General features: G+C 46.8%; 25 protein-coding genes. 12 read left to right on the top strand and 13 right to left on the bottom strand.

What is annotated here, in order from left to right; genetic code table 11:
* Nucleotides 1–3 precede the first annotated feature (3 nt).
* From dsrP to V3S16_RS18185, 4 genes are all read left to right on the top strand, one after another.
* Nucleotides 4–1260, top strand: a complete 1257-nt coding sequence (gene dsrP, locus V3S16_RS18200) for a sulfate reduction electron transfer complex DsrMKJOP subunit DsrP (RefSeq protein ID WP_413887580.1) — start codon at nt 4–6, stop codon at nt 1258–1260.
* Between the two features lie 287 nt (nt 1261–1547).
* Nucleotides 1548–2405: a hypothetical protein gene (locus V3S16_RS18195; protein ID WP_413887578.1), complete on the top strand. Its 858-nt coding sequence runs from the start codon at nt 1548–1550 to the stop codon at nt 2403–2405.
* 41 nt (nt 2406–2446) lie between these two features.
* Nucleotides 2447–3367: an NHL repeat-containing protein gene (locus V3S16_RS18190; protein WP_413887576.1), complete on the top strand. Its 921-nt coding sequence runs from the start codon at nt 2447–2449 to the stop codon at nt 3365–3367.
* The gene (locus V3S16_RS18185) at nt 3367–4128 is read left to right on the top strand and encodes a hypothetical protein (protein WP_413887574.1); all 762 of its coding nucleotides are present in this window, start codon (nt 3367–3369) and stop codon (nt 4126–4128) included. The genes V3S16_RS18190 and V3S16_RS18185 overlap by 1 nt, the downstream gene beginning before the upstream one ends.
* A gap of 14 nt (nt 4129–4142) precedes the next feature.
* Here V3S16_RS18185 and V3S16_RS18180 read toward each other — a convergent pair whose 3' ends face one another.
* From V3S16_RS18180 to V3S16_RS18160, 5 genes are all read right to left on the bottom strand, one after another.
* The gene (locus tag V3S16_RS18180; protein ID WP_413887572.1) at nt 4143–4715 is read right to left on the bottom strand and encodes an FmdE family protein; all 573 of its coding nucleotides are present in this window, start codon (nt 4713–4715) and stop codon (nt 4143–4145) included.
* A 257-nt stretch (nt 4716–4972) separates the two neighbouring features.
* On the bottom strand, nt 4973–6559 hold the full coding sequence (locus V3S16_RS18175) for a cytochrome b/b6 domain-containing protein (protein WP_413887571.1): 1587 nt from the start codon (nt 6557–6559) through the stop codon (nt 4973–4975).
* The gene (locus V3S16_RS18170) at nt 6560–7831 is read right to left on the bottom strand and encodes an ammonia-forming cytochrome c nitrite reductase subunit c552 (RefSeq protein WP_413887569.1); all 1272 of its coding nucleotides are present in this window, start codon (nt 7829–7831) and stop codon (nt 6560–6562) included.
* Nucleotides 7832–8058: 227 nt separating this feature from the next.
* Entirely contained in the window at nt 8059–8445 is a 387-nt protein-coding gene (locus V3S16_RS18165) for an ArsR/SmtB family transcription factor (protein ID WP_413887567.1), read from the bottom strand.
* A gap of 166 nt (nt 8446–8611) precedes the next feature.
* Nucleotides 8612–8986 carry a helix-turn-helix domain-containing protein gene (locus V3S16_RS18160; protein ID WP_413887565.1) on the bottom strand — a complete coding sequence of 125 codons (375 nt, stop codon included), beginning with the start codon at nt 8984–8986 and terminating at the stop codon, nt 8612–8614.
* Nucleotides 8987–9152: 166 nt separating this feature from the next.
* Here V3S16_RS18160 and V3S16_RS18155 point away from each other — a divergent pair, with 166 nt between their 5' ends.
* The 3 genes from V3S16_RS18155 (at nt 9153) to V3S16_RS18145 (ending at nt 11741) form a co-directional block, all read left to right on the top strand.
* Nucleotides 9153–9332 (top strand): four helix bundle protein, encoded by a 180-nt coding sequence (locus V3S16_RS18155; protein WP_413887563.1) that lies wholly within the window; start codon nt 9153–9155, stop codon nt 9330–9332.
* Nucleotides 9333–9541: 209 nt separating this feature from the next.
* Nucleotides 9542–9856, top strand: a complete 315-nt coding sequence (locus tag V3S16_RS18150) for a carboxymuconolactone decarboxylase family protein (protein ID WP_413887561.1) — start codon at nt 9542–9544, stop codon at nt 9854–9856.
* Between the two features lie 22 nt (nt 9857–9878).
* Nucleotides 9879–11741: an ABC-F family ATP-binding cassette domain-containing protein gene (locus tag V3S16_RS18145; RefSeq protein WP_413887559.1), complete on the top strand. Its 1863-nt coding sequence runs from the start codon at nt 9879–9881 to the stop codon at nt 11739–11741.
* Between the two features lie 120 nt (nt 11742–11861).
* On the opposite strand, the gene V3S16_RS18140 is transcribed toward V3S16_RS18145, so the two are convergent.
* The 4 genes from V3S16_RS18140 to V3S16_RS18125 all read right to left on the bottom strand — a co-directional run bounded on the left by V3S16_RS18140 (nt 11862) and on the right by V3S16_RS18125 (nt 14309).
* A complete protein-coding gene (locus tag V3S16_RS18140; protein WP_413887557.1) occupies nt 11862–12575 on the bottom strand; it encodes a DUF1641 domain-containing protein in 714 nt (237 codons plus the stop codon).
* 10 nt (nt 12576–12585) lie between these two features.
* The gene (locus V3S16_RS18135; protein WP_413887555.1) at nt 12586–12804 is read right to left on the bottom strand and encodes a hypothetical protein; all 219 of its coding nucleotides are present in this window, start codon (nt 12802–12804) and stop codon (nt 12586–12588) included.
* 21 nt (nt 12805–12825) lie between these two features.
* Nucleotides 12826–13818, bottom strand: coding sequence for an NAD(P)/FAD-dependent oxidoreductase (locus V3S16_RS18130; protein WP_413887553.1), 993 nt, complete (start codon nt 13816–13818; stop codon nt 12826–12828).
* Between the two features lie 80 nt (nt 13819–13898).
* Nucleotides 13899–14309 (bottom strand): RrF2 family transcriptional regulator, encoded by a 411-nt coding sequence (locus V3S16_RS18125; protein WP_413887551.1) that lies wholly within the window; start codon nt 14307–14309, stop codon nt 13899–13901.
* 68 nt (nt 14310–14377) lie between these two features.
* On the opposite strand from V3S16_RS18125, the gene V3S16_RS18120 reads away from it, so the two are divergent.
* Nucleotides 14378–14632, top strand: coding sequence for a response regulator (locus tag V3S16_RS18120; RefSeq protein ID WP_413887549.1), 255 nt, complete (start codon nt 14378–14380; stop codon nt 14630–14632).
* Nucleotides 14633–14724: 92 nt separating this feature from the next.
* On the opposite strand, the gene V3S16_RS18115 is transcribed toward V3S16_RS18120, so the two are convergent.
* Both V3S16_RS18115 and V3S16_RS18110 read right to left on the bottom strand, forming a co-directional pair.
* A complete protein-coding gene (locus tag V3S16_RS18115; RefSeq protein WP_413887547.1) occupies nt 14725–16182 on the bottom strand; it encodes a 30S ribosomal protein S1 in 1458 nt (485 codons plus the stop codon).
* A gap of 119 nt (nt 16183–16301) precedes the next feature.
* A complete protein-coding gene (locus V3S16_RS18110) occupies nt 16302–17219 on the bottom strand; it encodes an HpcH/HpaI aldolase/citrate lyase family protein (protein WP_413887545.1) in 918 nt (305 codons plus the stop codon).
* 657 nt (nt 17220–17876) lie between these two features.
* Here V3S16_RS18110 and V3S16_RS18105 point away from each other — a divergent pair.
* The 4 genes from V3S16_RS18105 to V3S16_RS18090 all read left to right on the top strand — a co-directional run bounded on the left by V3S16_RS18105 (nt 17877) and on the right by V3S16_RS18090 (nt 21249).
* A complete protein-coding gene (locus V3S16_RS18105; RefSeq protein ID WP_413887543.1) occupies nt 17877–19010 on the top strand; it encodes an aminotransferase class V-fold PLP-dependent enzyme in 1134 nt (377 codons plus the stop codon).
* Nucleotides 19011–19292: 282 nt separating this feature from the next.
* A complete protein-coding gene (locus V3S16_RS18100) occupies nt 19293–20297 on the top strand; it encodes an aminopeptidase (protein WP_413887541.1) in 1005 nt (334 codons plus the stop codon).
* Nucleotides 20298–20402: 105 nt separating this feature from the next.
* Nucleotides 20403–20918, top strand: coding sequence for a hypothetical protein (locus tag V3S16_RS18095; protein WP_413887539.1), 516 nt, complete (start codon nt 20403–20405; stop codon nt 20916–20918).
* A 25-nt stretch (nt 20919–20943) separates the two neighbouring features.
* A complete protein-coding gene (locus V3S16_RS18090; RefSeq protein WP_413887537.1) occupies nt 20944–21249 on the top strand; it encodes a hypothetical protein in 306 nt (101 codons plus the stop codon).
* A gap of 250 nt (nt 21250–21499) precedes the next feature.
* On the opposite strand, the gene V3S16_RS18085 is transcribed toward V3S16_RS18090, so the two are convergent.
* Together V3S16_RS18085 and V3S16_RS18080 are read right to left on the bottom strand one after the other, a co-directional pair.
* Entirely contained in the window at nt 21500–22810 is a 1311-nt protein-coding gene (locus V3S16_RS18085) for a histidine kinase dimerization/phosphoacceptor domain -containing protein (protein ID WP_413887535.1), read from the bottom strand.
* Nucleotides 22811–22936: 126 nt separating this feature from the next.
* Nucleotides 22937–23157 (bottom strand): hypothetical protein (locus V3S16_RS18080; RefSeq protein ID WP_413887533.1); only part of this gene is annotated, 221 nt, incomplete at its 5' end.

Raw genomic sequence — 23157 nt, 5'->3', positions numbered from 1 at the left:
TTTATGCCAAAAAAAGAAGGGACAAAACTTATCCGGAAAGTCATCCATTTTTTCAGTCAGGTGAAAGATAGACTGCTGAAAGGGCCGCCCATTTATTATGTTTGGGTCTTATTTCTTCTGGCTTTGATCGGTATCGGTGTGTGGGCTTACGGGTACCAGTTTAAGGACGGGCTGGCGATAACCGGAATGACCGATCAGGTGTCATGGGGTTTGTATATCGGCAACTTCACATTCCTGGTGGGTGTAGCTGCCGCCGCAGTATTGTTAATCATTCCGGCCTATATCTATAATTTCGGCCCCATAAGAGAACTCGCAGTTTTGGGAGAGATTCTGGCAATCAGTGCTCTTCTTATGTGCCTGCTCTTTGTGACTTTGGATTTAGGGCATCCGCAACGATTTTGGCATATTTTGCCCTTTATTGGTACCCCGAATTTTCCTTCATCCCTGCTGATCTGGGACGTTTTGGTCTTGAACGGCTACCTTTTTATTAGCCTTGCCATTTCAACATACCTTCTGGTCGGGATTTACCTGGAAAAGAAGGCGAAAAAATGGATTTATATGCCGGTTGTCCTTCTTTCCATACCCTGGGCCATTGGCGTTCACATAGTAACCGCATATCTCTTTAACGGGCTTGGAGCACGTCCTTTCTGGAATACTGCCATCTTGGCACCACGTTTTCTGGCCTCGGCCTTTAGCTCCGGACCGGCACTTTGTATAATAATTTTTCAGTTGATTCGTAAGTTCACTAAGTTCAAGGTTAAGGATGAAGCCTTGTTCAAGATTGCGGAAATTGTCTGTATCGCAATGGGAATCAACCTGATTTTTCTGGGTGCCGAGGTCTTCAAAGAACTCTATACAGGCGGCTGGCACATAGCACCTTTGGTTTATTTGTTTGCCGGGCTCCATGGATATACAGGACTGGTAAAATGGATCTGGACGGCCGTTATTTTTAATTGTTTGGGTTTTCTCTTGTTTCTTATTCCCGCGACCAAAAAAAATTTCGTGAGTTTCAATCTTGCCTGCATTCTTATTGTTGTCGGAGTCTGGCTCGAAAAGGGTTTGGGCTTTGTTGTTCCGGGTTTTATCCCCACCCCCTTGGGCGAAATATGGGAATACTGGCCCACAATGCCGGAAGTCCTGATATCAGTTGGCGTATGGGGCGCAGGCCTTCTCTTTTACACTCTGGCCCTTAAGATCGTCATACCAATTGAAACCGGAGAAATGAGAGTCCTGGGGGCTTCATCCGTCCAATCTATTTGATGAAAAAGGTTTGGCTAAAAAAATTTGAAATTCTTATCTTCAACACGATGGATTAAATTAGGAATAGAGCTGTAATGCTGCGCACGAAAACCTTTTTGAAAATATTTCTATTACTGTTTGGTGTTTACTGGCTTTTTACCAATCAAGCAGGGGCATACCATGTTGGTCATAAAAAATTTGGCCCTGCTTCAGAAAAAGTCTGCATTCTCTGTCACCTCGAAGTACAGCCGGGAATTTATAACCAATGGAGCGAGAGCCCTTTGGGACAGGCAGGGGTTGACTGTGTGATGAGAAGACTCGAATTCTTTGAAAGTAACCTGATCAGTAATCTGTTCAAAATCGGGTATCCCCTGAAGCGCGAGGACGTCATAGCGCTTGATAAAATTGGAAGCAGATTTGACTCTAAAAACAGAATCAAACTATTCGAAAAGATATTGCTGGATCGAGATTTTATTCACAGCCGAAAAGATATTGATTATTTTATCAGGACAGAGGTTATTTTAGATGCCTTACGTTTGCTGGATGAACATTTCCTGCCGATTGCCAATGCGCTGATTGATGAGTTAAGCCAACTAGAAGGGTGGGAAAGAAGGGAAAAGGCGTTGTTGGCCTCCATGGCTGCAAAAAGAGGTATTCGCTATCGATTAAATGCTGCGTACTTGCTGAGTGTGTTGCCGCCGTTCGGCAGTGGTTTAGAGAGAATTGACAACGGAGAATCTTTCCAGGCTATCATCGATGTAATGAACTATACATCTTATTTAGCCGACCTGTTTATCTACAAGGGCGACAAAGATATATTGAATGCGTTGATTGCATATATATCGAAAGCCTACGGGCTTCCGGCCGAACATTTGTCGCAGATGTTCGGCCGGATGCTTTTGCTCAGGCCAAAGGTCTTTATTTCAACTCTAGCGGCCCAAGATGAACAAACCGTCAATACTGTGATTAACTCATTGCACTTTGGGATTCGCAATAACCGGGAGAGGGAAAAGGTTAAAGCTGTTCTGCAAAAGAACTTATTCACTACGGATAAGCGCAGCCAAGGGATCATTTATTTAATCATGAACAAATTTAGTACTCTAACTGATCACGCTAATAAGACTCTTCCGAAAGTACCGGATTCACATGCGGATTCAGGGAAATGACTTTCAAGCGCCGGCCAGAAAACACCTCTGAAACAAAAACTATGCCAAAGATTGTTGGGCTTGGCATCTGCTTGATTTTTTTGCTGCCCGTGAAGCTCAGTTCCAACGAGGGAATAAGGCATATCCGAGTCGAACACGTCATGGATATTCGCCGAGAGTTCAATCAGCCCACTGAAGTAGCCGTTGAGAAAAACGGAAGGGTCTTTATCCTGGACGGTGCCAACAACCAGGTTAAGATATTCAACCAAAAAAGTGAGTTTGTTCTGGCCATTGGGCGGGCTGGGGCGGAAAACGGAGAATTTCGTAATCCGGTGGGAATGGATATTGATGAACGGGGACATGTTTATGTAGCAGACACCGGAAACCAGCGCATACAAATATTTAACGGCAGCGGAAAATATTTGCGAAAGATCGATCTCACCCCATGGAAAGCCCGTCCGGTTGACGTAAAAGTGTCTAAAGGGTCCGGTCGCATCTACGTGAGTGATGCAAAAAACCATCGAATACTCTGCTTTAACAGTGACGGCTCTTTCGCCTTTTCCTGGGGTGGCCTGGGAGAACAGTTAGGAGAATTCAGGTTTCCGGGTATGCTGGCCGTTGATATAAACGGGGATATTTATGTAGTGGATATCCTAAACGGCCGCGTCCAGATATTCGATCATATGGGTAAGAATCCCAGGCAAATAGGAGAATTGGGGGTTTTAGCGGGTCAATTATTTCGCCCCAAAGGGATCGCTATTGATGATCGGTCTCGTATTTATGTGTCTGACAGTTATACGGGAATTATTCAGGTATTTGAAAAATCAGGAAAGCTACATGGCATTTTATCCGGACAAAAGGACGCTTTTCTACGGTTAACCACTCCTGTCGGTATGGCCCTTGATTCTAATGGTTGGCTATATGTCGTTCAGTCAACGCTAAACAAAGTAAGTGTTTTTAAGTTCCGTGATAAAGGTGCCTAGTGAAATCGATTGCAATAATTCTACTCAGCGCTTTATACCTCCTGGCCCCTTCGGCACAGGCAATAACTAAGCAAACTTCCAAAGAATGCCTCGTGTGTCATGTCCTGTGGTTTGATGTTTTTAAAACCGACCAAAAAACTTTGATAGAACAAAGAGACTCCTCCATTGACATTGCAGGCTCCACGGGACTGGCCTCATCTGAGGAAATGTGCGTCACTTGCCATGACGGATATGTTGTTGACAGCCGAGTTAAGATCGTCAAAGGGAACCCCCACCAAGCGCTTAAAAAAAGTTCTGACAGGCTCAAACTACCGCCAAGCTTTCGTCTGGACAGCAACAATGAGATTTATTGCGGCACCTGTCACACCCTTCACGATATCAAGGTGAGCGGAGAGGCGGGCAGCACACCGTTCATGCGCATGGACAACGAAAGGTCTCAGATGTGCATCGCCTGTCACGTTGACAAGACCGGGCCGCAAGGATATTCCAATCATCCGGTTCTAAAGGAAGCAAAAAATTTTCCTCGCCTTGAGGTCGCCAAAAAAGGATCTAAGTTCGGTCCCGGCCAGGAAATCATTTGTCAATCGTGTCACAGTGCTCATGGCGAGCGGGCCATGGCACCACAATTTCAGGGCTATTTCCGAATCCATAATGTTCCTCGATTTGGCCCAAACTCCCCCGACAATGATGGCGGTAAAAACAGGGTAAGCATTCAGCCCCTCCTCCCAAATACGAGGGGGAATTTCCACATATTTCGCTAATGAACCGCCGGTCTTCATCTATAGTAAGCATCGCCCCGGCAGGCGGGGCAGACAGGGCCATGGTTCAGCGGGTAGGATTCCCCGCATTTGGGGCAGGGACCCGTCGGTACCGGCTGCGAGTCCTTTAGAGCGCGGGCAAGGCGAACCGCGCAATGGACGATTATTTCCGGGGCCGCCGCCAATATCTCTGCGGCCAGCTGCTCGAAAGGGGGTTTTTCTCTGGGCCGGCCGGTCCTTTCAAACCAGCTACGCACAATGGGATACTCTGAAAGCCGGTCATAATTCAACCACATCCGCATCCCGGCAAGTGTTTGTCGGTCGTAAGCAGTAAAGGCGAATTTTCCCCAGTCAAAAACCTGCAGAAAACCGTTGCCTAATGTGCAAGGGGTGAGTATCTGAACGGCGTCCGGGAGACAGGCCACGGTTTCACAGACCACATTCAAATAAGGCGTCGGTCCCAGTTTTTCCAGCGCCGTATCCAGCATCAGGCCGCCTAGCAGGATCCCGGGAGAACGATAACCGTGGAATTCTTCCATGCGGATTAAAAATTCTTCATATTCGCTGCCGCAAACTTTAAAGTTTTTCATGATACCTTTTAAAACTTAAAACTATCTGAACTGTAATAGCGAGTCCCAGTGAAATCCTCCAATTGGAGGTCTGCTACGCAGAATTTTACGGGACAGGCTGCATTTCCCGTCCCACTTCAGCGGGTTTTTAAGAGAGTTTCAATTTACGTTTTGCTATCTTTTAGGATTCACATTCGGAACATATTTATGGAAATCGCTATAAAATTAACATAAGAGTGTCAACAAAATTTTGACACTACCCTGACAAATCGTGTAAATCATACAAAGAAATACTTCACCAAATCTATTCCGTGCACTAAGCTATTGACAAGCAAATACAGACAAGCTCCCATGATGGCAAACCCGAAAGCATAAAAAACCAGCCGTAAAGTGTGCGGCTCACCGGCAACCAGGGCCTCTTGTAATGTGCCTTGCGCATGCATGCGCTCTATCCATGCCGGTCGTTCGTGGCGGACTTTCGCAAAATCGGTGCTGCCTTCGAATATGGTTAGATCCATGGGAAAGTTATGACGCCTGAGATGTCCGATGAAAAAGTGAATAGTAAACACGTGGGCCATGGCCAGAATTGCTTCGATGCGGTGCACCCACAACACCGCGTTAAATACCCAGCCGGGCATGTAACGGCTGGAGAAAACCGGATTGTAGAGAATCAAACCGGTGCTGCCGAGGACGAAGATGCCCCACATAACACCCCCGTAATCGAACTTTTCCCAATAGGTCCAGCGGTCGAATCGCGGATGGGGGTGCTTGCCCGCCATCCAGCCCAGATGCTGAAGCCCCTGGCGCACATCTTCAAAGCGGGGCAGAAGAGAATCGGGGCCGTAAATGCTGCCGGGGAATCGCCGCCATTCGATACGGCCCAGCATATATATGACGTGAATACCAAAAGCGGCAAGCATAAAAAGGCCGGCCCACTTATGGACTTGGAGGGTCATGTTGTAGCCGCCGAAAAGGGATGCTAAAGATCGACCCCACGCCGTTCCGCCGAACAGTCGCGCTAACCCGGTAGCTGTCTGGGTGACAAAGGTAACGATCAAAACAGCATGAAAAAATCGTTGCGTCTTCGTGAAACGCATGATCCGCCGGCTTCCGTCAGACGTTTCAGGCTTTTCGGTGTTGCGGAACTCGCGCCAACCCCAAAAAATCGAATGTGGCAGAAAAACGGCAAATGTACCGACGGCGATCGCCATCATAGCCCAAAAGGCGTAAAAAAGCAGTGGAAAACTTTTTTGGGTGGTCTTATATGCCGGGTTGGGTTCATGGACGATATAGGCGGCAAACGCTTTGGTCGCCCCCTTGTGGCACTTGGCGCATATCTGCACGAACCGCCGTCGAGGGTTTAATTTTGAAGAATAATGGCGGTTACCGGCAATGGGATCCGGGCCGTGGCACTGGCGGCAGGCGATTTGGGAGCGCGCGTGATGCAGGCTTCGGCCCTGGCGGGGATGACATCGAACGCAGGCTAATTGTTTGTAGAACCTGAGCCCCAAGTGAGCGTCCGCCAGCAATCTGCGGTAGCGGACTCGCGCGATCTTGCGGTATTGGATAACCCTCGCATGGGCCGGGGCGTCTTTTTCCGAGAAAAACATATAGGAATGGGCATTGCGCCGGTCAGGGCCGGGGCGCCCGAAGGACAATTTTTTCACCGAGGAATCGGAAAAAGTCCTTGGAGTCCGATCTTGCGCCACGGCCGGTTCGTACAACAGAACCAGGAATAAAAGCAAACCGATGGTGCGTCGCCATCCCGTCGCCGTCTCAGCCCCGTGCGAAGGTTGACGGCCGGATAGGCCGTTGCCGTTGACAGGGTACTCCCGGAAGACTTTTCTTTGAAATTCCGCGTACATTTACCACCTCGGCCGGGTTTGATGGACGCGCAGTAAACTTTTTTGCGACAAACTGTCGAACAGCTTTTGCAGGACCGCCAGGTCGGTGTTTTGGTGCTTATGACAGGTCTGGCATGAATTGGGGACGGCGGGATCGGCCAACGTTTCTTTGGGCAGCAAGGCCTTGAATGTATGCGAGCGGGTGACCATTGTCCCTGTCCCGTTTTTAATGATGCGCGGCATGTGACAGCCAATACAGTTGGCAAACGAGTGGATGGAGTGGGCCATGTTGCTGTTGATCACCTTGTGGCATTGCAGGCACTGCTGGGATCCGGCCCCTTTGGTTTGAAATTGCGTCGGCGGTGTCCCCAAGCGGTGGACATAGTGGCATGAAGTGCACGTGACGCCCTCCCTGGCGTGTATAGACTGCTTCCAATCGTTGAATTGCATGTAGCGCCCTTTGGCAAACTCATTGGGATAGACGAATTGACTGTCGCCGGCAGCATAGGAAGTTGCTTTATAATAGATGCCCAAAGCCCGGCCGGGAATATATCCCACCGGCCAGTCTATGTCCTTAACTTTGGTGGATTTACCCCGGCTGTGGCAGGCACCGCAGATCTGGGTCCGGAAGCCGGCGGATAGGTAGGAGGGGTTGACGATCGTCCTGTGTTTTTCAAAAACTGCCGTCTCGGGCAAAGCCACATGAAGGGAGGCCGGACCATGGCAGGCTTCACAGCCGACCCTTGCTTCTAAGAAGGTTTGTTTTTCCAGGTTAACGCCGGTGACGTGGCAGCCGGCGCATTTTTTGATCCAGGGACGCCGATCCCAATCTTCCTCCCGGTAGGCAATCCAATGCTCTTCCTTGGCGCTGTATTTAATAGGCGCAACATAAAGTGTCCCGTTTTTTTCCACCAGAAATCCCTGCTCCCACTGCATGCCTAAAGTATATTTTACTTCGCTGAGTTCGGGGATATAGATCTTTTCCACCGGCACGCGCAGTGATTTTTCAATGCGCTTCAGGTCGGAGCGGATGATTGCAGGATCGATGGCAGCCACCAGGGCATCCAGGTTTTTTGTCACGTCTTGCAGGGTTCGACTGTGCAGGGTAGTTTTCCAGGAATTGTAATGCTCCAAATGACAGAATTCGCACTGGTCGGACCCAACGTACGTTCTGGGTTTGGACAACAATTCATCAATGTCGATCCGGATTTCACCCGTTTCAGGGCCGCAACCTGTCAGTCCCGCGATGACAAGGACCACCATACCAATTTTCAACCAACGATTGATCTGCATACTTCCTCCTCCCCGAGGCGGAAAAGAAACCGCCGATTCAACTTTTCTCAGATCAAAATTTAATCCCGGCAAAGAAATTGAACTGCTGTGTCAGGTTATATCGTTAGCCGGTTATTCCCAATTGCTTAAGCCTCTCGATATCGGCAGCAAAATGCATCAAGGCGCGATCGACAAAAGGCCCCCAGCATGGACGGGTTGTAAACTTCAGATTTTTTGAATTATGGTCATTATTCGTTGGTTTTGACTGCGTTAAGGGTGCTTTGCTGTCGGCATAACTCTTCAGGATCAAGTCTTAATATCTTTTTCAGACGTTCGGAATCCTGCCGGATTTTGGAATTATCTGAAAGGGAACTGCAAATCCAGGCAATGGCCGCGCGCACTTCGGGAGGGGCGTCATCGTCTGCCAAATGATAGTATCTCCAGCGGCCATCTTTCCGGCTTTCAACGAGGCCTGCCTGCGTGAGGATAGACATGTGTTTGGAAACCGTTGAAGCTGCGAGTCCCAAAAGTTCAATGATTTGGCATACACAAAGCTCCCGGTCCTTCAATGCAAACAGGGCGCGAACACGATTTTCATCGGCCAGCGCTTTGGTTATTGTCATAATATGAAGCATTGCATCTCTTCCAATTCGTTATTTGGCGAAATATAAAAGTTAGAAAATCGTTTGTCAAGTATTATTTCGGCAATTGCAGATTTTAGGTTTTAAAAAATGACGGTTGCAGGGGTAATTTGATTGTAACCGTGTAACACTCGGGGATTGGATGAGAAATGCGTTGAATTTACAGCATTGCCTTAAAAACATCACAAGACCGGCACTTTACCATCTTTTCTTTCCAGTTATTATGAACGATGCCTTCACAAATGGTACCATTGATAAACCAGCAGAGCGTACCGGATTTAAATTCCCAGGCCGGGCAGCGGCTCTTAGTCTCAGGGAGACATTTTTTAATTACCCAACATGGCTTCAGGTCTTTTTTGTTTTCCTTTAGTCTGGAGATCAGGAAAAACATCTGCCGCTCCGCATGGGTCGGTATGGTTCGCCAGCCCTGTTCATAACTGTGTACAGCCTTAATGGACGTTCCTAACAGCTGGGACATCTGCAATTGGGTCTTGCCCAGCATTTTACGGTAATGTTTAAATTCTTCGCGGTCCATGGGCAACTCCCAAAAGCTAATTATAAAATAGAAATCGACCTTTTTATATACTTTGTAGTACCCATGTCAATAGTTAATTAGTGTAACCGTTCACAGGTTCAGAGGTTCAGGGTTCAAAGGTTCAGAAATTTGAACCGTTAATTTGTGAGTTCTGAATAGAGAAGGCATGAGAATAAAACGATTTGAAGATATTGAGGCATGGCAGTTGGCCCGGGAGTTAACTCGCAAGGTCTACGGCCTGACAAAGAAGGCCAAATTTACTCGTGATTTCGGGTTGAAAAAGCAAATCCAGGATGCAGCAGGCTCATCTAAAGGGTTCATAGGTTCAAGGTTCGGGGCTAGTTAGTAAAGGTTAACAAAAAAAGAACCCTGAACGGTGAACTCTGAACCTGTGAACGCCTACTAAGTAGTTTCCGTCCGGAATCGAAAAAACTTCAAAAAATTGAGTTGAAAATACATCATTACATTAGTATACATTTAACCTGTTTAAAATATTGCCCGTTTTTGTTTAAACACCATTGAGATCCCATAACTATCACTAACAAAGGAGGGCTTATGTATCTGCCGAAAACGTACGAGAACTTTACAAGCAAATTCCCGGAAGTTTCTGAAGCTTATAATCAGCTGGGCATTTCCACGCGGGAGGCCGGGCCCCTGGAGCCAAAGGTTCAGGATCTTATCAAGTTAGGTATCGCTATGGGTGCCAATTCCAGAGGCGCTGTCATGTCTCATACGCGCAAGGCCCTGGCATCCGGTGCTACCGTCGAAGAAATTACCCATGCCGTCTTATTGTCCACAACGACTACGGGCTTTCCAAACATGATCGCCGCCATGGGCTGGGTCGATGAGGTACTGGAGAAACAATCGTAGTGCTCTAATTTATTCATGAAACATGATCAGGGTTGAAAATCTCAAAAAGAGCTTCGGTTCTCAGGTGCTGTTTGACGGTATCAATTTCAAGCTTAATCCCAGAGAGCGGATTGGACTTGTCGGTCGTAACGGTCACGGCAAAACCACTCTCTTCAGGCTCATCACCGGCCAAGAGGTTCCGGATGCTGGACACATCACGGTTCCCAGGCATTATCGTATCGGCTACGTTCACCAGGAACCGGCTTTTACGAAGGATACTGTTCTTAAAGAGGGTATGACGGGCTTGATCCGGGAAGAACAGGACCACCACTGGAAGGTTGAAAAAGTACTGGCAGGACTAGGCTTTTCCAAAAGAGATATGCAGCGCCACCCCCAAGAATTTTCCGGCGGTTTTCAGGTCCGCCTGAATCTTGCCAAGGTTCTGGTTTCTGACCCTGACCTTTTGCTGCTGGATGAGCCGACCAACTACCTTGATATCACCTCCATACGTTGGGTGGCGCGTTTTCTGATCAACTGGCCCCGTGAATTGATGCTCATCACTCACGATAGGGGCCTTATGGATATGATCGTTACGCACACCCTGGGGATTTATCACCGTAAAGTCCGCAAAATCGTCGGAAATACCCCAAAGTTTTACGCCCAGATTTCCCTGGAAGAAGAGGTATACGAAAAGACTCGTATTAAAGACGAGCGCCGCCGCAAAGAGATCGAGCAGTTCATTATCCGCTTCAGGGCCAAGGCAAGGCTGGCGAATTTGGTGCAGTCACGTATCAAGACCCTGGCCAAGGCGGGCAAAAAGGAAAAACTGGAAAAGCTCAAAACCCTCGATTTTTCTTTTCGAAGTAGTCCTTTTAACGGCAAGCACGTAATGAGTGTCCGCAACCTATCTTTTGCATATGACCCTCAAAAACCGCTGATCAAGGATTTTAATATCACCGTCGGGAGGCGGGATCGTATTTGCGTTGTCGGTAAAAACGGCAAAGGAAAAACAACGCTTTTAAAGCTGCTGTCAGGAGTACTCAGGGCGCAAAGCGGCGAAATCACTTGCCACCAAGCGGTTAAAAAGGGGGTTTTTGAACAAACCAACCTTAAAACCTTGGTCGATAAGCGAACGGTCGAAGAGGAAATTCTCTTTTCACACTCAGATGTTGATCTCCGGCTGGCACGTAATATCTGCGGCGCTATGTTGTTTGAAGGGGGTGCTGCTTTAAAAAAAATTGGAGTGCTGTCGGGCGGCGAAAAAAGTCGGGTAATGTTGGGCAAACTTCTGGCCAAGCCGGTAAATCTTTTGCTGCTTGACGAGCCTACCAACCATCTCGACATGGAATCTTCCGATGCCTTGCTGGCGGCTGTCGACAATTTTGAGGGAACAGTGATTATAGTGACCCACAATGAGATGTTTTTGCACACCCTGGCCGAACGCCTCATTGTATTTCAGAAAGGCGCGGTTTATGTGTTTGAAGGCGGATACCAGCGCTTTCTGGAAAAAGGGGGGTGGGAAGATGAAGCCGAAAAAACAGAATCCGGCCCCAAAGACGCCGACAAGAAAGGCAGCAGGGTAAAATTGACCAAAAAAGGAATGCGCCGCCGCCGCGCGGAGTTGATCATCGAACGCGCCAAAATCCTCAAACCCCTTGAAAAAAGTATCTTGCGAACTGAGCATGATATCGAAAAACATGAAAAGACTTTAGATGAACTGAACGCCGCCATTCAGGCGGCATCCCAGGCGCAGGACGGTGCCCGAATAGCGCAGCTCTCACAGTCGATCCACCGCTGCCGGTCAGAGATCGACCCGCTCTTTGATGAACTCGAAGAGTACACAAGCATTTTAGAGAAACAAAAGACCATTTTTGAGAATAAAATGGAGCAACTCGAATCAGAATAAAAAAGCTCCCTGCCGTCCGCCGAAGTCGGGCAGGGAGCTTCTATCTTTCATTTGAATTCATCCCGCGCTGTAAGCAGCGGGGAATTCAAATTTAAAGTTTTAAATTTGTTTCTGGACCAGCTAGCTTTCGTCTGCTTGTTGCTCTGCTTCTTCCGGCGGCTCAACACAGGCCGCCCCGTTTCCGTTGGCTTTCAATTTGCCCATGGCCTTGGTCAACTCCATCAAAACGCCGAGGCCCTTTTTTACTTCAGGATCGGAGCAGGCCGAAAAAAGTCCCCAAGGCCCGCAATCCTTGCTGACCGCCAAATCCAATTTGGACGGAATTTCGGCCAATTTCTCCATAAAAGCGACAGACTGAGGATCGGCGATCTTCTGGGCCAAACCCAGAAAGGCGACGATGCCGTCTCCGATTTTGTCGATGTCTTCTGGTGTATACGCAGCAGCGAGCTTTGCATGTATATCCAGCGTGGCCCCAAGAATTCTAAACACACCCCTTTGCTCCAGGTCATCCAGATAGTTGATCACCTGAGGTACGGCCGTCCTCATCAAGGGCTCTGCTGTTTTGGCAAAGTCAATGAAGTTTTCCAGTTGTTCCAATGCAAAGGTGATGTTCTTGACACTTCTGAGCATCTGTTTGGTTAACTTCAACAGATCTTCCAACTGAAAACTCGATTCAACGTCCTGTAGTTCTTTGATCAACATCTGGGTAGCCGGATGGGCAACAACCATCATGTCATCCTTGAGTTCTTGTAAACCTCTGGCGGATTCGGCCAGCGGAGCAATTTGTGCTTCAATGCGATCAAGTCGCTCCATAATCAATTCTTTATTTGTCATAGCGCCTCCTTTAGATGCTGGGGAGCATCTTACCAGCTATATTGAACCGGGGTTCCAAGGGCAATGCAAGACCCTTCAACATCAGGTTCCAGTAAGCCCATTTGAACATCATTTTTCCAACATAGTTCATCTGGCTTTCTTCTAAAAGGCCAAAGGGTCCCAGGCCGGGGAAAGGGAACTTCCCGGGAAGGGGCTCGGTATCGTAGCTAAAATCGATCAGGTAAGCCATACCATGGCTCGAGACTATAAATCAGGTTGAGTGTCCATCATAGTCGGGCCGTGGCTCTTGCCCCTCTATTTCGCGGATGATGTTTCCCACCACGACGTCGGATTCATAGTGCGCAACCGCCCCGGACTTAGAGGTAGGCACATTGGCGGCGTCACCGATCACATAGATATTGTCGAAGCCTTTAGCCTGCAAAGTGCCATGATCAGTATCGACGAAACCCATGGGGTCGCCGAAACCGCTGTCCATGAGCACTTGTGCACCAAAGTGCAGCGGGATGGAAACCAGGATGTCATAAGGAACCGTATCGCCGGTCGCAGATTCGATCGTCTTGTTGCTGACATTGACATTGTCAAGGGAGAAGTTGGGTGTGACTTTGATGTTCTTTTCAGCGCAGACAGCCCCTAAAATCTTTGAAGCCACAGGCTTGGTAAAGGCGCTGTCCAAGGGAGTGACCAATTCTATCTCGATATTGTCCCGCACGCCATTGTCTTTGAAGAACCAGTCTGTGAGATAGACGAACTCCAGAGGCGCAACCGGACATTTGATGGGCAGTTCAGCTATATTTAGTACAATCTTGCCCTTGTCAAAATACTTCCATCTTTTGTAAAGCGCTTTGGCACCCTCCAGGGTGTAGAAGGTATGGACATCGCCGCCCCAGTCGTCCATCATACCGTCGGTTTCTTCCGGCTCGACTCTGCAACCCGTGGCAATTACCAACCAGTCGTAATCGTACTGCCCCTTCTTGGTCTTGACTTGCTTGTTGGCGTGGTCAATGTCGACGATTTCGTCGATAGCTAATTCGACTCCCTCCGGAATGAAGTCGGATTTAGGCTTTACGCATTCCTTGGGCGTGTAAATCCCATACGGAATGAACAGCCAACCGGGCTGATAGTGGTGCAGCGGATCCTTGTCGAGAACCGTAATCTGCCATTCCCTTTCATTTAACTCACGGCGCAGCTTTGCGGCAGCCATTGTCCCGCCGGCGCCTGAACCCAAAATTAAAATTTTTTTCATAAAAACCTCCTTCTCTGAACATTGCTTGTTATAATTCTACACCCCACCAACGCAGTCTATTGACGGCGCGGATACAAATACTAATCTATTTTTTTTGCCAGCAAATCCGCGATGGTTATGGAATCCAACTCAGCATAGAGCGCTTTGCCGGCTTTTTCCCAGGCGGATCGAACCGCACAATCGTCAAATATTGAACATTTTTCAGGATTGCTGATACAATTAACCACCCCGGTTGTACCTTCAAACAGCCGGGTAATTTCACCCAGAGTGACCTCCTCCGGATTTTTGGCCAGCATGTGGCCGCCCTTAGGCCCCCGGGTGCTGGTAACGAGATGGGCTTGCTTAAGGGGACGAATGAGTTGTTCAAGGTATTTAACGGAGATATTCAGCCGCATGGAAATTTCATGCATTTGAACAGACCCCTTGCCCTGATGGCGGGCCAAATCAAGAACTAATCTGGTTCCACAACGGGTTTTGGTCTTAAGTTTCACGAGTTTTTTCTGGCGTTTAATGATTCAGACCAAATTAATCTATATTAATAAAGTATGATATAATTTTATTGCTAAATCTTTGTCAAGCAAAAAAGCCCGCTCTTATTACCCTCGATATCACCATGCCGGAACAATCCGGCATAAAAACATATTATCAATTTAAAAAGCATTCGGCGCTAAAGGAGATCCCGGTTATCATCATTGCTGCCGCTGACGAATCTTACAAAAACTTTCTAAATAAACTCAACGGATTTTCAACCCCGGAAGTTTTTTTAAGCAAAGATACATTAAGAAAAATAGGCGAGGTATTGAATCAAAAATAGATTGGAAAGTTAAACCTGCAAAGGTCTCGCAAAGCCATTATACCGAGCAGAATTAAGCATTAAAAAGGCATTCAAATTCATAGATCCTGTCCTCATGAATCATCTTTGATATTAAGCGCCTGCTGCAACTTTTCTGCCAATGGGTTCATTGATTTTTTACTATCTTTTATAAAAGTTTTCCAATCGCCTTCTTCGGCCAGATCCGCCGGGCGCAAGGTAATTTTCCTGTCAATGGCATCAATTTTTTCAATAATAACCCTGACGGTGTCACCTTCTTTTAATTTTTCGATCATACCGGGAGTGGCGGCTTTGTTAAGGTTAGATTTCGGCAGCAATCCCGTGATGCCCGGTTCCAGCGTGATAAAACAACCGAAATTCTCTTTTTTTTCAATGGAACCCTCTACGGCCTGACCAACCTGGTACTTTTGCGGTACGTTAAGCCAGGGATCTCCTTCAGCATCTCGCAGGCTCAAACTTATGCGCCGTTTATCCGGATCACACACTTTGATCATTACGGAAACTGTTTGGCCGGAGCTGACTACATCTTCCGGATTCAACACCCGTTTGATGTAGCTCATTTCACTTATATGAACCAGACCTTCAACTCCGGGAGCGATTTCAACAAAGGCACCGAATTTCACGCATTGCGTAACTTTGCCCGTGACCTTATCTCCGATTTTAAACCGATCTTCGGCCGTGTCCCATGGATCGCTTCCCAGCTGTTTGACGGATAGGGCAATTTTTTTCAAAGAGGGCCCATCGCCCGCTTTAATGTCAATTATTTTTACTGTAATGGTATCACCGACAGAAACAACTTCTTCGGGGTTCTCTAGGCGGGACCAGCTCAGTTCTGAAATATGAACCATGCCCTCCACACCGGCAGCTAATTCAACAAAAGCCCCATATGGTACAATCCGCGTTATGCGGCCATCTAAAATCGAGCCAATGTTCAGTGTTTCATAAAATTGTTCTGCGGACTTTGCTTGCTCCTGTTGCAGCAATATTTTCCTGGAAACAACAATATTTTTGCCGCGTTCTTCAAGCTGCGTGATTAAAAAATTAAAAGTCTGCCCCACGTAGTCATCAGGCGTCTCCACAAATTTTAGGTCCATCTGACTGATGGGGCAAAACGCTCTGCGATGCAAAATGTCGACATTAAAACCTCCCTTGCAGGTTTGGGTGACTTTACCTTGGACCGGGACTTCGTTGGCATAAGCATCTTGTAAAAGATCCAGACCGCCGATTCCGGAAAGCGCCCTGGAAAGCCTGATTTCACTTTCATCCCTGGAGACTACGTAAAGTTCGATACTGTCTCCTTCATCGTAAGGCATTTCCCCCTGCTTATCCAGCAGTTCCGCTTTATCAACGAACCCGTCGGTCTTGCTGCCAATATCGACAAACACAGCGTCTTGGCCGATTGAAATTATTTTGCCCTTGATTTTATTGCCCACCTGGAGGTTTTCATTAGCAACATTCTGGTAGGATTCAAAAAGTGTTGCAAAATCTTCTTCTTCAGAGCCATTGTCGATATCGTTAAAATCGGTTGACATGCCTGATTCTCCTCATTTAAGAAATTCGGATTAAGCGTTATCATAAGGCCGGATAAACCAAGTAGGATTTACAACGGACAACGGACAACAAACAACTGACACATTGAGTTTTATCTCAATTAGGGTATCATTTTTAGATGCTTAGCCTGCTCATAAAGCTGCTTGGCCAGCCGGACGGTGGCGCGGTCCACCATACGCCCTTCCACGGCCACGGCGCCCAGCCCCTTGTCTTCAGCCTCTCGGTGGGCTGCCAGCACTTTCTCGGCTCTGGCGATATCTTCTTTGGACGGAGAAAAGACCTGGTTAATAACATCGATTTGATCCGGATGAATGGCCCATTTCCCGTCATATCCAAGGGCACAGGCCATGGCGGCGGAACGACGCAGCCCTTCCGGGTCCCTGAAATTACCATAGGGTGCATCAATGGCCCGCAAACCGTGTGCTTTGGCCGCCATAACGATCCTGCTCATTTCAAAATTCCAGCGGTGACCGGGATACACTTTTTCTTCTTTTTCGCCGTGTCCGGAAATGGACACCAGCCGGGCACCGATGGAGACCGAATAATCGACGATACCGAATACCAGGGTCTTAAGCCGGTCGCCGGCCCGGGCGGTTGCCGACACTTGTTCCAGGCCTGCGGCGCTCTCGATGATCGCCTCAATGCCGATACGCCTGGAAAATCCCTTTTGCATTTCAATGCCGTCCAGCATACGGCACACAAAATGGATGTCGCCGGGATGGTCCACTTTAGGGATAACGACGGCATCTATCTGAGGGCCGGCCGCCTCAACAACTTTCAAAAGATCTCGGTAGCCAAAAGGGGTGTCCAGGCCGTTGATGCGGAAGATTACGGTTTTCCCCTGCCAGTCAAGTGAAAGCATCGAATGAATCACAGTTTCGCGCGCCGGTTCTTTGGCTTCCATCGGCACGCTGTCTTCCAGATCGAGCATCACTACATCAGCCTTGCTTTGAGAGGCCTTGATGTGCATCTTTTCAATATGCCCGGGAACCGACAGCGTCGATCTGCTCGGTTTCATAGTTTTATCTCCAGTATTATTTTTTTAAAGCTCCCGCAGGGAAAAGCTGTAATTTCTCAATAACCTAAGATTTAGAAAATCGCCGGGCTTCAGAAAAACCCTGAAGCCCTTCTCCCCCGAGGTGATTGAGAAGTTACGAAAATCTATGTTAAGATATAGAAAACCTGGACTTTTTTGTCAAACAAATGCAATATTAAATCGTATTACGATTTTATGGAACTCAGGCAACTACATAGAACGAGATCTACGCTGCATTTCGAGAAACAGATACTGGATGCTGGTTGCTGGTTGCTGGATACTGGTTGCTGGATACTGGATACTGGTTGCTGGTTGCTGGATACTGGATACTGGTTGCTGGATACTGGATACTGGTTGCTGGATAACTGATTACTGCTTACTGACCACTGACCACTGACCAATGATCACGGGTTGGAGCAAGACGGCAATCCTGAACCATCGGGGATGCTGGTCGAAGATCCTGTCTTTAGCGGGGATTCGAGGCCTTTGAAAAATGTTCAATTTTGTTCAAGGCCAAGGAAGGCGAAAATTTTAACCACAGGAATACATAGAGTATTTCGAGGATTAAAATTTGAGCCTGACGCCGGGATTGGGCAAAAGGGGGCGTTTTTCAAAGGTCTCGATAAATAAGGGGAAATTTTGGATTGGAATCCGATTTATGAGGCCTATGCGGTCAACCGCGAGATGATCTGGCTGAACAACAGCGGCACCACTCCGGCAGGCAGCCACAGCGTTAAAGCGCTATCTCTATATATGCAAGGTTACGCGCGCAAAGGAATTTTAACCGAGGTTGCCAGGCACTCGAAGGTCAAGAAAAAAATAAAAAAAATTCTCTCTGAGCTTTTAAATTGTTCACCCGACGAACTGGGCCTGATACACAACACGGCTGAAGGGATGAATTTCATCTCCCACGGGATGGATTTTGGCGCTGAAGATGAAGTGATCCTGCTTGAAAACGAGTATCCCAGTAATGTGTATCCCTGGAGGCACCTTGAGAAAAAAGGAGTCAAACTTGTCACAACTCCGATGGAAACTTCCCCCGAAGCTTTTCTACAAGCACTTAAACGATTAATTACCGCCAAAACCCGGGTAATCTCGCTGTCGGCAGTGCACTGGTGTACCGGCATGCCCCTTCCATTGGAGCAGATAGGGGCGCTGTGCCAAGAAAAAGGGATTGATTTTGTAGTGGACGGAGCCCAGGGAGTCGGCTCGCAGCTGTTGGACACTCAAAAAGCCAATATCGCCTATATGGCTTTTCCAGCCTGGAAGTGGCTGCTGGGACCGCTGGGGTTGGGGGTGCTCTATATTTCCAAAGAAAAGCTGAACAGCCTCAAGCCAATTTTTATCGGCACTGAATCGGTGGTTCAGCACCAGGAATATCTGCCTTACAAGTCGGAGCTCAAACCTACGACAGACCGCTTTACCATCTCAACCGCCAATTTCAGCGACTGGGTGTATTTCGAGGCTGCTCTCCAATTTTTGCGGGACATCGGGTTTGCGGCTGTGCGCGACAGGATATTGGAGCTGAGTGCTTATTTGAGTGCCGGTCTTGCTAAAATAGGATTTAAAGTGCTTTCGGATCAGTTTCCGGATTATCCCACGGGGATTGTCGTCTGTGAAAAGCCGGGGGTCGGGTCAGATATCATCATGCAGCAGCTCAAGCAAAACAAAACTGTTGCCGCCGAACGGCTTGGGCGCGTGCGGTTTTCACCCCATGTGTATATTTCTCCACAGCAACTCGATGAAGTGCTGAGGGTTCTTAAAAAACTCTAGGGAAAGAATTGTAACTGTGCAAGACCGGACAATCCCAGAGGAGGACAAGCCTCGAAAACGAGACAGGCCGATCGCAGTGTAACGGAGATACTGCCTTCATTGAAGTTGAAGCGGGAATCCAAAAATAATATTCATCACGAAAGCACGAAAGTACGAAAACACGAGAAAGAAATAAATAATAAAATTTTGTGCTTTCAAAATTTCGTGTTTTCGTGATTATTTTTTGTTGAATATTTTATGTTTATAAAATCGACGCAAATTCAAATTATACTATGTTTAATTATGCTGGCAGCATTAACAGGCTGCGAGTCGCTACGGTATTATACCCAGGCAATATCCGGCCAGGTCGGCATTTTAAACAAACGCAGGCCCATCAACAATTATCTGGACAACCCGCAGACGCCCCCCAAACTAAAACAGAAACTCAGCTTGATTTTAGAGCTGCGGGATTTTGCCAAAAGCAAGCTACACCTGCCGGCAGACGACCATTATCTTAGTTTTGTTGAGCTTGAGCAGCCCTATGTTCTCTGGAACGTTTATGCCGCACCGGAATTCTCTTTTGAGCCTAAAACCTGGTGCTACCCGATTGCAGGCTGTACAGCATATCGTGGTTATTTTTCAGAAGAGAACGCGCGTCGTTATGCCGGTAAATTAAAACAAGAAGGCTTGGACGTTTATGTGGGCGGTGTTACGGCGTATTCCACGCTGGGCTGGTTCGACGATCCGGTTTACAGTACGTTTATATATCAGTCCGACGCCAGGCTGGCAGCGCTCATTTTTCACGAACTGGCGCATCAGATAGTATATGTAAAAGACGACTCCACCTTTAATGAAAGTTTTGCTACAGCAGTTGAACAGGAGGGTCTGCGTCGCTGGCTGGCCGCCAAGGAAAATCCGGCGGCCTTTAACGATTACAGGGCAAACTTTCAGCGCAGCCGGCAGTTTATCCAGCTTATTATGCAATACCGCCGCCGGCTTGAAACACTGTACTCTAAGGATTTGCCAGTGCCTCAAAAAAGAGATAGCAAAAGACTATTATTCGAAAAGTTAAAAGATGAATATGAGTTGCTTAAAATGCAGTGGGGCGGATATTCAGAGTATGATGCATGGTTTGATCATAAATTAAACAATGCTCAGTTGATAACCGTGACCGTTTATTATGATCTGGTACCGGCATTTTTAAAACTTCTGCAAACCCGCGGCAATGACCTCCAGCTATTCTACAGCCGATGTCAGGACCTGGCCCAAAAATCCAAAGCAGACCGACGCGCCTATCTTCAGCAATAATTACTTGACAGAATCACAACGTGAGCCCAGATAACGCTTAACAGCTCCGTCTTCTGAATTCGATATCACAACTAATGATTTTCAAAAAGTAAAGGGTGATCGACTATGGAAAATTATGACTACCTTGCCGGTTCTACCAGACCTCCTTTCACCCTGGCTGAAATCATACTTTTTTTAACTGTTATCTATCTTTTCATGGGAAACGTTGGAATTTGGCAGACTTTGCTTGCCGTCTTGCTTCTGATCTATTGGTTTGCCCTAATGGCCGGTAAGTTATGGCCACCTCCTAAATTCAACTTGCCTGTCTCCTCATTGGTGAGGGAAAGCATCCCCAAAGAGAAAAGGTTCAAGGCCAATTTTGTCTGGAGCATAAAATATAAGGTTGGCCTCTGGTGGCATTTTTTTCCAGTCAAAAAATACTCTTTAACCCATAACAGGGTCCTTGAAGAGAAAATATTAACCAAAGACGACTTCAGAACCCCTTTTCCCCTTCCAGACCTGGATCTTGCTCTGGTTCATGGACGCGGCTATCTCTGGCGACTTTATCTATTAAGTATTACTCCCTTGGGTTACATCAACGGAGAAAATCCTATCAGTTTTAGAATTTTAAATAAATTATGATATAAGTATTCACAGCAGCCAAAGGGTGGACGATAAAAAATACCTGGAAGAACTCAAGGTTTTGCCAGGTCTGATTCAAAAGCACCGCCCCGATCTAATCATCTATTTAGCTGGAGCGGACCCGTTTCAGGAAGATCGTCTAGGTGGTTTCTTGCTTACCAAGCAAGGCTTGATGGAGCGTGACACCTACGTCTTGGGGAAATGTTTCGAAATAGGCATTCCCACTGCCATTGTTTTGGGAGGGGGTTACACGCGCAACATCGACGATATCGTAGAAATTCACTTAAATACTATTCGTGTTGTTCATAAATTGCTAAAAGTGGATGTATAGCCGGGATGTTTCATGAGTCAACGACTACCGTATAGCGGGTGGATTGAATTTTCATAGTGTTCTAAAATTGAAGATTCATGAATAGTGTATGTATATCTGATAAAAAGGCAAACAACAATATCTTGGAGTAGCCGGTTGCGATTCAACCCACCTATGAGGAAACACATAGCTGAGATATTCGTTCCGTATCAACGGCATTAAAGGGTTTTGTGGCGCCAGGATATATAGCAGGTATCTGGTGTCGATGGAATCAATCTGTCCTTTTAAATTTAATACGAAATTGGGTTCCCTTTGTTCGATCTACATCAATTTTACCATCAAGCTGATGCTCTGCTAACACTTTGACCAGAGTCAATCCCATTGTATCCGTTTGTTCTATATCAAGGTCTTCAGGAATACCTATACCGTCATCACTGACTGTTAATTCAAGCTCATCTTCACTGATTGGCCGGAGGACAATACTAATTTCCCCTTCTCTTCCTTGTGGAAAAGCATATTTTAGGGAATTAGAAACCAGTTCATTGATAATCAATCCGCACGGAATAGCATTTTCAAGGTCGATTGAAATATCCTTGATGTCAATATTTAAGCTAACTTTGTTTGTATCGACCCCATAGGAGACAAATAATCCATCTACAAGACTCTTTATATGTTCACCAAAGTTAATGTTAGCAAAGTCCTGGGTCTGGTAAAGTTTTTCGTGAATAAGAGACATGGATCTTATTCGATTCTCGCCATCCTTAAACATATCAGCATATTTTTTGTCTTCAATTTTGTCTGCCTGCAGTCTGAGCAAGCTGATTAGTAGCTGCATGTTGTTCTTGACGCGGTGATGGATTTCGCGAAGGAGCACTTTTTTCTCTTTGAGGGATGCCTTGACTTGTTCTTCGGCCCGCTTGCGGTCAGTAATTTCTCTATTTAGTTCAGAAACTGAAGCCGTTGTCTTTTTCAAATCATGTGTCATCTTATCAAAGGCCCTTGAAAGCTGACCGATTTCATCCGTCGTAGTTATGCCTACCTTATAATCCAAGTTACCACTTCCGATAATTCGGGTTCCCTCTTCCAGTACTGCTATTGGTCTTGCAACACTCTGATTAATCCATAGTAATATTCCTATAATACCTAAGGTAATGATCAAAAGGAGGACAACGGTCAGCAAAGTGGATCTTTTTTGAGATATCACAAATTCAGCTTGAATTTTCTGCTGCAATGGAAAGACGAGAGAAACAGTCGCTTGTGCCTTCACCAGCAACTCAGATTCCAACCTGTCTTGCAGTGCCCGAGAGAATGTGTTTTCTTGTTTACCAGATCGCTGCTTTTTTCTCATACCAATAGTGATCTCAACAAAAACGGTTTTGATCCGTTCAAGGTTCTTAATTATGTGATCTACAGGACTTTTCTCATCTGGGCTTCTAAAGTAACCTCCTGTTAGGCTCTTTGTTACAGAATCGTATCTTGATTGCCACTGTATCAGTGAGCGATCTCCTGGATGCAGCAAATACCCAGCGGTTAGGATTTTCAGTTCAACCACACCCTTTACTATTTCGGCAGTTATTTCCATCTTTTGGCTCGCCTTATTCACTGAGCGAATTGATAGAAAGAGAATCAAGCTAACTGTCGCAGCCAGGACAACGGATAAAACGATGATAAGCTGTACTCTGGTCCTAATTTTCACGAGTATCTCCCTCTAACGGATTATGGTCATTGAATTCGGCTTGACAGCCTCCAACGCATCCAAATAGATGTAATTAAGATAGTTTGGAGCTTTTGTTGCATCTGTTAGTTCATTTTTTATTGCCCATCTTGCTTGGTCTTCTATACCGACGATTAATGCTTGATCTAAAAAGAGAGCAAATTCGCCCTCTTGCCAACCTCTCACCACGGCCTCTTTGTCTAAATTAAGGGCTT

Origin of the sequence: Candidatus Desulfatibia sp. (assembly GCF_036446775.1) — a bacterium.
Lineage (GTDB): Bacteria > Desulfobacterota > Desulfobacteria > Desulfobacterales > UBA11574 > Desulfatibia_A.
Note: the sequence above shows the minus strand (reverse complement) of the source record. Positions and strands in the feature narration are given on the sequence as shown.